Consider the following 13052-nt stretch of genomic DNA (forward strand, 5'->3'; position numbering starts at 1 on the left):
GCCAGAAGCAGACAATCAGCATTTTCGGCACGGACCGTTACCCGGGGCCCCCGCGCGAGCGGGCGTAAGGGTTGACCACCTACGGGAGCGGCGGCCGGAATCCACCTCCGGACGGAGGGTGCCGACATCGGCCGTTCGTACCGTTGGATGTGGAGCGGCGCATCGCCGCCCGGAGAGGAAGCAGACGACCATGAGTCGCAAACTCGTACGTCCCCGCGACAACCGCATGCTGGCCGGCGTGTGCGCCGGACTCGCCCGCCGCTTCGGCATGTCGACCGGACTGGTCCGGCTGCTCTTCCTCCTGTCGCTGCTGCTGCCGGGCACCCAGGTGATCATCTACCTGGCACTGTGGATCATCATGCCGAACGAGGACCGGCAACTCGCCTACTGACCCTCATCCTGACCGCCACGAAGGCCCGGACGGCAGCGCCGTCCGGGCCTTCCGGATCAGCCGGCGGTCACCTGCGGACCGCCACCACCACGCCGTTCGGCAGCCCTTCGACGACGGTGAAGTGCTCCGGCGCGAACTGGTCCGGACTGAACGACACCCCGCGCAGCCACGACCACTGACCGTCGTTGGTCCGCAGGACGAAGATGTCGATCGGCCCGAACGCCGTGCTCCGCGACGCCGCGGCGAACTCGGCCGGGTCGGTCACGTCGGCGATCCGCTGCACCTCGGCGAACCTCTGGTCCCACCGGGACAGGGTGCTGCCGGCGGTACGGTCGTTGTCGAGATATCCGGGCCAGGGCAGGTAGGAGAAGAGCCGGTCGTCGACCGCCAGCGTCGGTCGCTGCGGATCCGGTCCGGTCACCCGCTCGACCGCGTCCTCGACCGCGGCCACCGGGAACCAGTTCCGGCGCAGCTCGGTGTCCTTGGGGGCCCACCGGGTGTAGCGACCGTCGGGCAACGGCTCGGTGTGCGCCGCCACCGCGTACGTGCCCCCCGTCTCCGGCATCCAGGTCAGCGTGAAGCTCGTGCTGACCCAGGCGAGAACCACCGCGAGCAGGGCCGCGCCGGCCAGCCGCGGTGGGGTCACCCGTAGCCGGTGCAGGATGATCGGCGCCACGTGGACCAGCACCAGGATGCCGGCGATGGCGAAGAGGACGCCGTACAGGCGCACGGTGTAGTGCATGAAGCCGGTGTGCCCGGTCGCGACGAACCTCAGCATCGACACGAACCGGTAGGCGTAGGTGCCGAGGATCAGCAACAGCAGCGGCTGCGCCCACCACGTCGAACGCCACAACCAGATCAGGCCGACCAGCCCGATCAACTGGAGCACCCCCATCGGGGTCCACTCCAGGAACGGGAACAGGCCGTCGTTGATCGACTCGGTCAGGAAAAGGTCGGAGATCGACTCGCCGCCCCTGGTCAGGGTCAACCACACGAACGGCACGACGTACCAGGCGGACACCGCGAACGCCACCGCGATGATCAGCCCGATCCGGCCCAGGTATGCCGCCCGCCGCTTCTCCCGACGCAGGGTCACCACACCGAGCACGATCATGCCGGCGGCGGCATAGACGATCCACGCCTGATAGGTCATCACGATGAAGCCGCCGATGAGTCCGGCCCACAGCCAGTGCATCCGCTTGCGGGCCGGACGCGCGAAGACCTCGAGCGCCCAGGGTACGAACAGCGCCAGGGTGATGACCTCGAACGCCTTGCGCGGGTCGGACCAGGCGATCAGCGACACCGCCGAGATGGCCAGCGCCACCCACGGGTTGACGTGTCGGCGCCACATGAGGAACGCGGCGAGCACCGAGGCCGACATGAACAGCACCTGGGCGCTGCCGAGCAGGGTCCAGGCCGGCTGGTCGAGCAGCACCGCCACCCGGCCGACGAGCCACGCGAAGAACGGCGGGTATTCCGACGGCAGGCTGGGAACGAGCGTGTCGGAACTGGTGACCGTGGTCGTGTAACGGGTGATCGAGGCCGACATCCGCCCCATGTCGCCCACCAGACCGCCGAACCCGAACGGCGTACCCGAGAGCGCGGTCCGCAGCATCAGGACCGGCCAGGCGGCGGCCAGGCCGGCGGCCACCCCGGCGACCACTTCCCCCGACCACCGGGACGCGACCGCGAAGGCAAGAATGATCAACACGAACGCGCCCGCGATCGGCGCTATCGACGCACCGATGGCGAACGGGTCGGGATCGGCCCAGGCGGGGATGTAGTAGGCGACCGGCGTCGCCACCAGCCAGGTGAGCAACGCGATCGTGCCGCTGTTGGTCAGCCACCGGCGCGGGGCGCGCCGGTCCCGTGGCGTCGGTGCCGCCTTCCCGGGCGACGCCGGCTGGTCGCCGGGTGCCGGCGCCTCGGCATCCGCCGACGGTTCGTCGGCGCCGGTGGCTGGGCCGTCGGTGGCCGTGACCGGCCGGTCGGCGCCGGTGACCGGGCCGTCAGTGCCGGTGACCGGTCCGTCGGTGGCCCGGTCACTCTCCGCGACCGGCTCCCCGGCGCCGGCGTCGGCAACGTCCGACTGGCGCGGTTCGGTGGTCGTGGTCCCGTCCTGCTCGGCGCCGTCGCGTACCACGGCAACCGGGTCAGCCACGGGTGGCCGTCAGCTCGTCGGTCGGGACCGGGCTCGCCGAGACCGGCGTGCTGATCCGGCGCAGGCTCAGCAGGCTGGCGAACAGCCCGGAGAAGAGCACGGTGATCCCGACCCCGATGGCGGTCGAGGACGGCAGCACGACGCGCAACGTCTCACCGAGTTCCTGCGGGCCGAAGCCGGTACGGCCCCAGGCGGTCACGGCGAGGATCGTTCCGGCGAGGCCGACCAGGGTCAGCAGTACCCCGGCCGCGGTGCAGGTCTCGAACCGTACGAAGCGACTCCACCGGGCGACCTGACGCTGGTCGGTGATGCCCTCGTTGTGGCCGTAGAGCAGGGCGAACACCCCGAAGAGCAACAGTTGGGCACCGACCAGCATGGCCAGGCACGTGTAGACCATGGTGCTGATGTCGAACCCGACCCCGGCGATCCGGACCTGCCCGAACGACAGGATCGTGGTGCCGATCACGCCCAGCACGAACATCGTCAGGCCGGGCCAGATCAGCGTCTTGCGTGGCGCGAAGACCAGCAGGAAGCGCAGGTGCCGCCAGCCGTCGCGCCAGGTGCGCAGGTGCGGCGGCCGGCTCCGGCCGTCGGGCTGCAGGGTGGTCGGCACCTCGACGATGTCGTAACCGTTCAGCGCGGCGCGGACCACCAGCTCGGACGCGAACTCCATGCCCGGCATGCACAGCTCTAGATCACGGATCCGGTCGCGGTTGAAGCCGCGCAGACCGCAGTGGAAGTCACCGACGTTGCGCAGGCCGAAGAGGCGACGGCCGAGCCAGGAAAGCACGGGGTTGCCGAGGTAGCGGTGCAGCGGCGGCATGGCGCCCGGGGCGATCCCGCCCTTGAAGCGGTTGCCCATCACGACGTCGTGCCCGGCACGCAGTGCCTCGACGAACGGCCCGAGGTTGGACAGGTCGTACGAGTCGTCCGCGTCCCCCATGATCACGTAGCGGCCGCGCGCGTGCGCGATGCCGTTGAGCAGGGCACCGCCGTAGCCGCGGATCGGCGCGTGAACCACCCGGGCACCGGCCCGGGTGGCGATCTCCTGGGATCCGTCGGTCGAGCCGTTGTCGCTGACGAGTACCTCGCCGACCACCCCGAGCTCTTCCATCGCCCGGAGGGCCTTTGTGACACAGATTTCCAGAGTCTCGGCCTCGTTGAGGCAAGGCAGCAGGACGGTCAGCTCGACGTCGTCACTGGCGACAAGGTCTGACACAGGCGTATCTCCCGGATTCGGCGATCACGAGGCCCGGGTCGTCGCGGAGGAAGCTGTAGCCGGGCCAGCCGTAGACTGTGATGATGCGTACCGTCGAACTGTAGCGACGGCACGATCGAGGAGCGTACCCGGTCGATGACGCTGTCGCGCTCCCTCGGCGCGTACGAGGACACTGTCAACCAGCCGTATAGGTGACCGTCACCGTTTCGTAGCCCAGCGATCGCAGCAGGCCCTCGAGCATCTTCCGGGTGTTCTCCTGTGCCCGTTCGGCCAGCCCGGTGTCGCGGGCGGCCGCGGCGATCCGCTCTTCGGCCAGCTGGTAGACCTCGCGCTGCCGGTTGGGGTCGCCCCCGAACACCTCACCGAGCCGGTTGAGCAGGCCGCGCTCCTCGGCGAACACGTAGCTGTTCTCAAGATCGAGGTTGGTCTTGCCGAGTTGCGGCGCGGGCAGCCTGATCTCGACCGTCCGGCCGTCGTCCGACGCCACCACGGCGCCTTCGGAGATCTGCGCGAAATCGACGTATGCCTCGACGCTGCCGGCACCCACGAACAGGGTCCGCTCGCGCAGCAGGAAGTCCGGCACGTATTTGCGGTCACGCTCAAGATCGATAACGACCTGGAAGTTGCCCTCGGCGGCGACGTAGCGGCTCAGGTCCTGGATCGACTTGAGCAGCGCCGGCTGGCTGCGGTCGGTCTTCTCCTCGGCGAAGGGGTTCCGCCAACTGGGCAGCAGGCCGGTCGCCTGCACCCCCAGGAAGAGCAGAAGCACCACGCCGGCGATGCCGGCGAACCAGAGCAGCCCCCGGTTGCGGCCGGCCGGCGAGGTGGGGCCGGCGGCCGGCAACGTGGGGCCGGCGGCCGGCGGTTCGCCGGTCGGACCGCGCTCGCCCGGCTCGACCGCCTCGGCCGAGTCGTCGGACCACGGCGACGGGGCTTCGGGCGCTGTCGCCCGGCCTTTCGGGTATTCCGGGAACTCCCGGGTGGGCTGGTGCGTGTCTCCGTTGCTGGACATCGACTCACCGTCCTCAGCAGACCTGCCGCCCTGAGCGGACCCGCGGCCGGATCGAACGTGATCAGAATCCGCCGGGAGTCCACTCCCTACCGCAGACGGTACGGCTCCGGTACGACACCCGCGACTCGGGCCGGATCCGACCGCGCCGACCAGCGAAATCGCCCGCCGCGAGGAGCCGGCCGGCGGTCAGGCGAACGCCGACAGCCCGGTGAGCTTCTGCCCGATGACGAGCTGGTGGATCTCCGAGGTGCCCTCGTACGTCAGCACGCTCTCCAGGTTGTTGGCGTGCCGGAGCACCGGATACTCGCCGCTGACCCCGTTGGCGCCGAGGATGGTCCGGCACTGGCGGGCGATGCCCAGCGCCTCCCGTACGTTGTTGAGCTTGCCCACGCTCACCTGCTCCGGCCGCAGTGTGCCGGCGTCGGCCAGCCGGGCCAGGTGCAGTGCGAGCAGGTAGCCCTTCTGCAGCTCGACGGCCATGTCGGCGAACTTCGCCTGGGTGAGTTGGAAGCCGGCGATCGGCCGGCCGAACTGCGTCCGGCTGCCGGCGTAGTCGATCGCCGTCTGGAGGCAGTCGCGGGCCGCGCCGAGGCTGCCCCAGGCGATCCCCTGCCGGGCCTCGGTGAGGCAGGACAGCGGCGCCTTCAGCCCGATCGCGAGCGGGAGCCGGGCGTCGGCCGGCAGCCGTACGTCGTCGAGCACGACCTCACCGGTCGAGGAGGCGCGCAGTGACATCTTGTTGCGGATCTCGGTGGCGGTGACACCGGGCGTGTCCATCGGCACGACGAAGCCCCGGACTCCCTCGTCGGTCCGGGCCCAGACCACGGCGACATCCGCGACCGGCGCGTTGGTGATCCACATCTTTCCGCCGGTGAGCACCCAGTCGTCGCCGTCCCGCCGGGCCCGGGTCCGCATCGACGACGGGTCCGAGCCGTGGTCAGGTTCGGTCAGGCCGAAGCAGCCGATCACCTCGCCGGCGGCCATCGCCGGCAGCCAGCGCTGTTTCTGCTCCTCGCCGCCGTAGCGCCAGATGGCGAACATCGCCAGCGAGCCCTGGACCGACACCAGGGACCGTACGCCGGAGTCGCCGGCCTCCAGTTCCAGGCAGGCCAGCCCGTAGGCGACCGCGGAGGAGCCGGCGCAGCCGTAGCCGGTGAGGTGCATGCCGAGCAGGCCGAGCCGGCCGAACTCGGTGGCCAGTTCGCGGACCGGGGCACTGCCGCGCTCGTACCAGCCGGCCACATGCGGCCGGACCCGGTCGTTGACGACCTGGCGCACGACGGCCCGGATCTGCCGCTCCTCGTCGGTGAGCGACGCGTCCAGGTCGAGCAGGTCGAGCGGGGCGACCCGACTCATGACAGCTTCTCACTCACGCCGCCACCCTAACGGTCGATCAGCCGGCCAGCACCAGGACCCGGGCGTGGATCTGGTTGCGCTGTTGCAGCGCCGCCCGCAGCGCGCGGTGCAGGCCGTCCTCCAGGAAGAGCGAGTTCTGCCACTGCACGACGTGCGGGAAGAGGTCGCCGTAGAAGGTGGAGTCCTCGGCGAGCAGCTTGTCGAGCGCCAGCTCACGCTTCGTGGTCACCAGTTGGTCGAGCCGCAACGGCCGGGGCGGGATCTCGGCCCACTGTTTCAGGGTGAGTCCGTGATCCGGGTAGGGACGCCCGTCCCGAACCGCTTTGAAGATCACGGTGCGCTCCCCCCATCTCGGAACAAATCCATCGGATCAGGCCCGCGAACCGACCCACCGATACCGCTGCCAGCGTAGCGAGCATCGCTGACATCGCGGTTTGTTACCCGATGTCAGTTTCATTGCTCTCCCGCATCAGATGATGATCCTTTAGCCTCCCACCGGCCACGATGCACCACCTGGTCGACCGGCCGGCGGCCGCGCCGCAGCGACGGGGAGCGGCGGTCCGGCGCCGGATACCCGATGCTTAGCGCACCGATCGGGGTAAATTCATCGGGTACGCCGAAAGCATCCCGATAACTGGCGGTGCGTTCCGGTGGAATTCCGAAGAAGCAGGCACCAAGGTCTTCGTCGACGACGGTCAGCAACATCAACATCGCGGCGAATCCGGTGTCGATGTGCCAGTACGGCACCGGCCAGCGCGCCTCGTCCCGATCCGCCCAGCCCTTGTCCGGCTCGGCGTACCGGTCGAGATAGACCGACCGGTTGGAGTGCGGTACGACGATCAGCGGCGCCCGGCGCATCCCGGTCAGCCAGCTACTCTCCGGAGCCCCCTCCGGCGTGGTCGACACCCAGAACCGCTCCCGGTCCGCCGGGCTCTCGAGCACCAGGAACCCCCAACCCTGCGAGAACCCGGCCGACGGGGCGCGTACGGCATGGTCGAGCAGCCGGTCCACCACCGCCGCCGGCACCGGCCGGTCGGGGTCGAAGCTGCGTACCATCCGGCGCCGCCGGACGACGTCACGGAACTCCATCACGTACTCCGATCCGGTGGATCAGGCCGGGCGGATGCCCCAGCTCGCGGTGAACGTCTCCCCCGGGGCGAGGACGACCAGGCCGTGCCCGGACCGGAACGCGTCCGGCGGGCAGGTCATCGGCTCGATCGCCACCGAGCGACGGTGCCGCTCGCCGGACAGGGTGTCCCCGGTGAACACCTGCCACCAGCCGAAGGACCGGTCGGCCCAGATCGTCACCGACGCCGTACCGGCGGGGCCGGCGAGCGTGACCGCCGACCCGCCGTCGGCCTCGGTCGCAAGGTCGCCGAACGCGGTGTCGAGCTGCGCCGACCCGATCCGCCGGGGCGCGGTGAAGTCGTACTCGCCGCCGGCCACCTTCGCCGCGCCGATCGGCAGCAGCCGGCCGTCGACCAGCACCCGGGTGCGGGCCGGCACCCGCAGCAGCATGTCGTCCACGGCGACCCCGGGCAGCCGCAGGTAGGGGTGTGTGGCCAGGCCGAACGGCGCGTTCCCGGCACCGAGGTTGGTCGCCTCGTGGGTGGCCCGCAGCCCGTCGGCGCCGACCTGCCAGCGGGTACGCAGCAGCAGCGGCCACGGATAGCCCGGCTGGGCGGGCAGCTCGTACTCCACGGTCACCGCGCCGGGCGCCTCGTCGACCCGCCGCCACCGGGCCCAGTTGGCCAGGCCGTGCAGGGCGTTGTGCCGCACCGGTTCGGTGATCGGAAGCTGGTGCGCGACGCCGTCGAAGGTGTAGCGGCCGTCCCGGATCCGGTTCGGCCAGGGGGCCAGCACCTGCCCGGCCCCGCCGACGCACAGCTCGTCGACGGCGTACCCGTCCAGGTGGTCCACCCCGGCGGACCGGTAGGCGCGCAGGCCGCCGCCCACCTCGACCACGACCGCCTCGTGCCCGTCCGCGGCGATCGTCCACTGTGCACCCGACGGTGGCCGCGGGCCGGTATCGACGTTTTCCATGCCGGGACGATAGCCGCCCGCGACCGGTGCTGCCGGCACCACCGGCCGCGGGCGGCCCGTCACCCGGTGGTCCGGTAGCGCAGCAACGTCGGGAACACCAGCGCCAGCGCGAGGGCCAGCACCGCCGCCAGCACTCCGCCGGCCACCCAGGAGAAGCTGACCCCGAACGCGGCGGCCATCATCCCGGCCCGCAGGTCGCCCAGGCGCGGGCCGCCGGCGACCACCACCGTGTTGACCCCCTGGAGCCGGCCGCGCAGCCTGTCCGGCGCGTAGACCTGGAGCATCGACTGCCGGAAGACGGCACTGACCAGGTCGGCGGCCCCGGCGACGGCCAGCAGCAGCACCATCAGCCACAACTGCCCGGCCAGCCCGGCCAGGGCCACGGCCACGCCCCAACCGACCACGGCGACCACGAGGGCGACGCCCTGGCGGCGTACCCGGCCGATCCAGCCGGAGGTGAGCCCGCCGAGGACCGATCCGATGGCGATGGCGGCGAAGAGCCAGCCGATGGCCGCGCCGCCACCGAACCGCACCTCGGCGATCTCCGGGAACAGTGCCCGTGGCATGGCCAGCATCATCGCGATGACGTCGATCGCGAAGGAGAGCAGTAGTACCGGCGTGGTGGCCAGGTATCTGATCCCGACGGCGATGCTGCGCAGTCCGGCCGTACGCGGCCCCGGGCTGTCGTCGGGCTCCGGAGGCACCGGTGGCAGCCGCAGGGTGGCCCACATGGAGACGGTGAAGAGCACCGCGTCGACGGCGTACGCGATCGGAAGCGCGAGGTCGGCGTCCCAGCTCGCGAAGATCACGCCGGCGGTGAGCGGGCCGAGGACCATCGTGGCCTGGAAGGTGGTGAAGTGCAGCGTGTTGGCGGCCGGCACCAGCGACTTCGCCACCAGCCGCGGCACGATCGCCTGCCGGGTCGGCGAGCTGACCGCGAAGGCACTGGTCTGCAACGCGACCAGGACCAGCAGCAGGACCGGGCTGCCGACCCCGAGCAGCGCCTGACCGAACAGCCCGAGCGTCGACAGCCACATCAGCGCCGAGCTGGCCAGCAGCAGCTTGCGGCGGTCGACCACGTCGGCGACCGCACCGCCCCACAGGCCGAAGACCAGCAGCGGCACCAGGCCGGCGACGCCCAGCAGCCCCACCCAGAACGATCCGCCGGTGAGCGCGAACATCTCCACCGGGACGGCGACCGCGGTGAACTGGAAGCCGAACATCGAGACGGCGTTGCCGACCCACATCCGGCGGTAGGCCGGGATGCGCAGCGGCCGGATGTCGATCGCCCACCGGGACGGCGGCGGACCGTCGTCGGCGTCCTTGACCGGCCGGTCGTCGTCGACGCTGGTCATCGCCGGGCCCCGCGCCGCCCGTCCCGCCCGGTCCGGGTCACGGCGCGAGCCGTTCGACGGTCCACGACCCGCCCTCGGTACGCCGGTAGCGCAGCCGGTCGTGCAGCCGGCTGGCCCGGCCCTGCCAGAACTCCACGCTGTCGGGCACCACCCGCAGTCCGCCCCAGTGCGGTGGCGGCGGCACCGGACCGGCGCCGAAGCGGTCGGCGACCGCGGCGTAGCCGGCGTCCAGCTCGGCCCGGTCGGCCAGCACCCGCGACTGCGGGCTGGCCCACGCGCCGAGCTGCGACCCGCGCGGCCGGGCGGCGAAATACTCCTCGGTCTCGGCCCGGGCGACCGGCTCGACCCGCCCGCAGACGATCACCTGCCGCTGCATGGCGAACCACGGGAAGAGCAGACTCGCGTACGGGTTGGCGAGCGCCTCGACGCCCTTGCGCGACTCGTAGTTGGTGTAGAAGACCAGTCCGGCCGCGTCGTACGCCTTGAGCAGCACCGTACGGGCACTCGGCCGGGCCGCCGGGTCGGCGGTGGCGACCACCATCGCGTTCGGTTCGGGCAGGCCGTACGCGACCGCGTCGGCGAACCAGCGGGCGAACTGGGTGTGCCAGTCGGCGGCCAGATCCGCACGGGAAAGGCCTCTCTCGGCCGCGTACTCCTGCCGCATCCCGGCCGGCAATACTGTGTCGCCCGTCACGTCCACCTTCTCCCGAAGCCCGACTGAGCTGCCTGGATGGTCCCCCATCGGCCGACAGATCCCGCCAACCACCCCACCACGACACGGTGAGCAGCGAGGATGTCGCACACAGCACACCATCGGTGGGTCGCGCCGAAGTTACCCGCCAGGCAAGATGTCACGAACCACATCGCCGAGGGTCGACGTGACCCCACCGGACACCGCCGGAAGAGCGCCGCACCCGCTCGCACAGACAGATCAGGAGAAACGAAATGTCTGACTTCAAGCCGGGTCTGGAGGGCGTGATCGCCTTCGAGACCGAGATCGCCGAGCCCGACAAGGAAGGCGGGGCGCTGCGCTACCGGGGCGTCGACATCGAGGACCTGATCGGGCAGGTCTCCTTCGGCAACGTGTGGGCACTCCTGGTCGACGGCCGGTTCGGTCCGGGCCTGCCGCCGGCCGAACCGTTCCCCGTACCGGTGCACTCCGGCGACATCCGGGTCGACGTGCAGTCGGCGGTCGCCATGCTCGCCCCGTACTGGGGGCTTTCCCAGCTTCTCGACATCTCCGACGAGCAGGCCCGCACCGACCTCGCCCGGGTCTCCGTCACCGCGCTGTCGTTCGTCGCCCAGTCGGCCCGCGGCCTCGGCCTACCGGCGGTGCCGCAGAAGGAGATCGACAAGGCGTCCACGATCGTCGAGCGGTTCATGAAGCGCTGGCGGGGCGAGCCCGACCCCCGCCACGTCAAGGCGGTCGACGCCTACTTCATCTCCGCCGCCGAGCACGGCATGAACGCCTCCACGTTCACCACCCGGGTGGTCGCCTCCACCGGCGCCGACGCCGCCGCCTGCATCTCGTCGGGCATCGGCGCGCTGTCCGGCCCGCTGCACGGCGGCGCGCCGTCGCGCGTACTGCACATGATCGAGGGCGTCGAGCGCAGCGGCGACGCCGCCGGCTACGTCAAGGGCGTGCTCGACCGCGGCGAGCGGCTGATGGGCTTCGGCCACCGGGTCTACCGGGCCGAGGACCCCCGGGCGCGTGTCCTGCGGCGGACCGCGAAGGAGCTGGGCGCCCCCCGCTACGAGGTGGCCGAGGCGCTGGAGAAGGCCGCCCTGGAGGAACTGCACAACCGCAAGCCCGACCGGGTGCTCGCCACCAACGTCGAGTTCTGGTCGGCCGTCGTGCTCGACTTCGCCGAGGTGCCGGCGCACATGTTCACCTCCATGTTCACCTGCGCCCGGATGGGCGGCTGGAGCGCGCACATCCTGGAGCAGAAGGCACTCGGTCGGCTGGTCCGCCCGTCGGCCACGTACGTCGGACCGGGGCCGCGCAAGCCCACCGACGTCGAGGGCTGGGACGCCATCCCGCACGGCGTCTGACCGTATCCGTCGCATCGGGGCGCCCCTGCCCGGCCACCGGCCGGGCGGCGGGCGCCCCGACCCGTGTTCACCGGATGTGTTGGACGACTCACCTCCACCGGCGGGATCACACCTGGCCGGCACCTGTGAAGGTGGAAGGATGGGGGCTCGGCAACGCCGCCGGGTATTCCCGCCAGACCGACTGGCCCGCGCCAGCTCGACAGGCTTCTGCCAGCTCAAATGGGGCTAGCCGCCCACCCGAGAGGATCTTCGATAACCGTGGCTGACGTTTCGACCATCCGGATCCCCGACGAGATCAAGCCCGCCGACGGCCGGTTCGGCTGCGGGCCCTCCAAGGTGCGTCCCGAGGCAGTTTCGGCGCTCGCCGACGTGGCCACGACGTACCTCGGCACCTCCCACCGGCAGAAGACGGTCCGGGACCAGGTCGCCCGCCTTCGGCGCGGCCTCACCGACTTCTTCGGCCTGCCCGAGGGCTACGAGGTGGTCCTCGGCAACGGCGGCACCACCGCGTTCTGGGAGGTCGCGGCGTTCGGACTGGTCCGCGACCGGGCCCAGTTCGCGAGCTTCGGCGAGTTCGGGGCCAAGTTCGTCAAGGCGGTCAAGGACGCGCCGTTCCTCGGTGACCCGTCGGTCCACAAGGCCGAGCCGGGCTCGGCCCCGGCACTGACCGCCGAGGCGGGCGTCGACGTCTACGCGACCCCGCACAACGAGACCTCCACCGGCGTGGCGGTGCCGATCCGGCGGGTGGCCGGTGCCGACGACGACGCGCTGCTGCTGGTCGACGCCACGTCCGGCGCCGGCGGTCTCGACGTCGACGTCGCCGAGACCGACGTCTACTACTTCGCCCCGCAGAAGTGCTTCGGCTCCGACGGCGGCATCTGGATCGCGCTGATGTCGCCGGCCGCGCTCGCCCGGGCCACCGAGATCAAGGAATCCGGCCGCTACATTCCGGCCTTCCTCGACCTGGTCACCGCGATCGACAACTCGCGGCTGGAGCAGACGTACAACACCCCCGCGCTGGCGACGATCTTCCTGGCCGCGGAGCAGACCGACTGGATGAACGCACAGGGCGGGTTGTCCTGGGCGGCCAAGCGCACCGCCGAGAGCGCGGCGACCGTCTACGGCTGGGCCGAGCGGTCGTCGGTGGCCACCCCGTTCGTCACCGACCCGGGTCTGCGCTCCAACGTCGTGGCCACGATCGACTTCGCCGAGGGCGTCGACGCGGCGGCGGTGGCCAAGGCGCTGCGGGCCAACGGCATCGTCGACACCGAGCCCTACCGCAAGCTGGGCCGCAACCAGCTCCGGGTGGCGCTCTTCCCGGCCGTCGACCCGGCCGACGTCGAGGCGCTGACCAAGAGCATCGACTACGTCGTCGAGCGGCTCTGACCCGCTTCCCGCACCAGAACGACGCCGTACGCGGCGGTGGGAGCACCCGCGCTGGTGCCCCCACCGCCCGTCGGCTC

General features: G+C 71.2%; 12 protein-coding genes. 3 read left to right on the forward strand and 9 right to left on the reverse strand.

Annotated elements, in window-relative coordinates:
• Nucleotides 1-190 precede the first annotated feature (190 nt).
• Nucleotides 191-391: a PspC domain-containing protein gene (locus AB0M79_RS17870; RefSeq protein ID WP_357538296.1), complete on the forward strand. Its 201-nt coding sequence runs from the start codon at nucleotides 191-193 to the stop codon at nucleotides 389-391.
• A gap of 67 nt (nucleotides 392-458) precedes the next feature.
• Here the strand turns inward: AB0M79_RS17870 and AB0M79_RS17875 are convergent, their stop codons facing one another.
• From AB0M79_RS17875 to pdxH, 9 genes are all read right to left on the reverse strand, one after another.
• On the reverse strand, nucleotides 459-2552 hold the full coding sequence (locus tag AB0M79_RS17875; RefSeq protein ID WP_364214471.1) for an arabinofuranosyltransferase: 2094 nt from the start codon (nucleotides 2550-2552) through the stop codon (nucleotides 459-461).
• On the reverse strand, nucleotides 2545-3771 hold the full coding sequence (locus tag AB0M79_RS17880; protein WP_364214474.1) for a glycosyltransferase family 2 protein: 1227 nt from the start codon (nucleotides 3769-3771) through the stop codon (nucleotides 2545-2547). Before AB0M79_RS17880 ends, AB0M79_RS17875 begins: the two co-directional genes overlap by 8 nt.
• Nucleotides 3772-3946: 175 nt before the next feature.
• The gene (locus AB0M79_RS17885) at nucleotides 3947-4783 is read right to left on the reverse strand and encodes a DUF4230 domain-containing protein (RefSeq protein WP_364214477.1); all 837 of its coding nucleotides are present in this window, start codon (nucleotides 4781-4783) and stop codon (nucleotides 3947-3949) included.
• Nucleotides 4784-4969: 186 nt separating this feature from the next.
• Nucleotides 4970-6139, reverse strand: a complete 1170-nt coding sequence (locus AB0M79_RS17890; protein WP_364214480.1) for an acyl-CoA dehydrogenase family protein — start codon at nucleotides 6137-6139, stop codon at nucleotides 4970-4972.
• Nucleotides 6140-6176: 37 nt separating this feature from the next.
• Nucleotides 6177-6473 carry a type II toxin-antitoxin system VapB family antitoxin gene (locus AB0M79_RS17895; protein WP_357538287.1) on the reverse strand — a complete coding sequence of 99 codons (297 nt, stop codon included), beginning with the start codon at nucleotides 6471-6473 and terminating at the stop codon, nucleotides 6177-6179.
• A gap of 119 nt (nucleotides 6474-6592) precedes the next feature.
• Nucleotides 6593-7228 carry a nitroreductase family protein gene (locus AB0M79_RS17900; RefSeq protein ID WP_364214483.1) on the reverse strand — a complete coding sequence of 212 codons (636 nt, stop codon included), beginning with the start codon at nucleotides 7226-7228 and terminating at the stop codon, nucleotides 6593-6595.
• Between the two features lie 21 nt (nucleotides 7229-7249).
• On the reverse strand, nucleotides 7250-8182 hold the full coding sequence (locus AB0M79_RS17905) for an aldose 1-epimerase family protein (RefSeq protein WP_364214486.1): 933 nt from the start codon (nucleotides 8180-8182) through the stop codon (nucleotides 7250-7252).
• Nucleotides 8183-8241: 59 nt separating this feature from the next.
• Nucleotides 8242-9537, reverse strand: a complete 1296-nt coding sequence (locus AB0M79_RS17910) for an MFS transporter (RefSeq protein WP_364214489.1) — start codon at nucleotides 9535-9537, stop codon at nucleotides 8242-8244.
• 37 nt (nucleotides 9538-9574) lie between these two features.
• On the reverse strand, nucleotides 9575-10237 hold the full coding sequence (pdxH, locus tag AB0M79_RS17915; RefSeq protein WP_364214492.1) for a pyridoxamine 5'-phosphate oxidase: 663 nt from the start codon (nucleotides 10235-10237) through the stop codon (nucleotides 9575-9577).
• Between the two features lie 245 nt (nucleotides 10238-10482).
• Here pdxH and AB0M79_RS17920 point away from each other — a divergent pair, with 245 nt between their 5' ends.
• The gene (locus AB0M79_RS17920) at nucleotides 10483-11589 is read left to right on the forward strand and encodes a citrate synthase 2 (RefSeq protein WP_364214495.1); all 1107 of its coding nucleotides are present in this window, start codon (nucleotides 10483-10485) and stop codon (nucleotides 11587-11589) included.
• A 258-nt stretch (nucleotides 11590-11847) separates the two neighbouring features.
• On the forward strand, nucleotides 11848-12975 hold the full coding sequence (gene serC / locus AB0M79_RS17925; protein WP_364214498.1) for a phosphoserine transaminase: 1128 nt from the start codon (nucleotides 11848-11850) through the stop codon (nucleotides 12973-12975).
• The last annotated feature ends 77 nt before the right edge of the window (nucleotides 12976-13052 follow it).

Origin of the sequence: Polymorphospora sp. NPDC051019 (assembly GCF_040683055.1) — a bacterium.
In the GTDB taxonomy this organism is placed as follows: Bacteria; Actinomycetota; Actinomycetes; order Mycobacteriales; family Micromonosporaceae; genus Polymorphospora; species Polymorphospora lycopeni.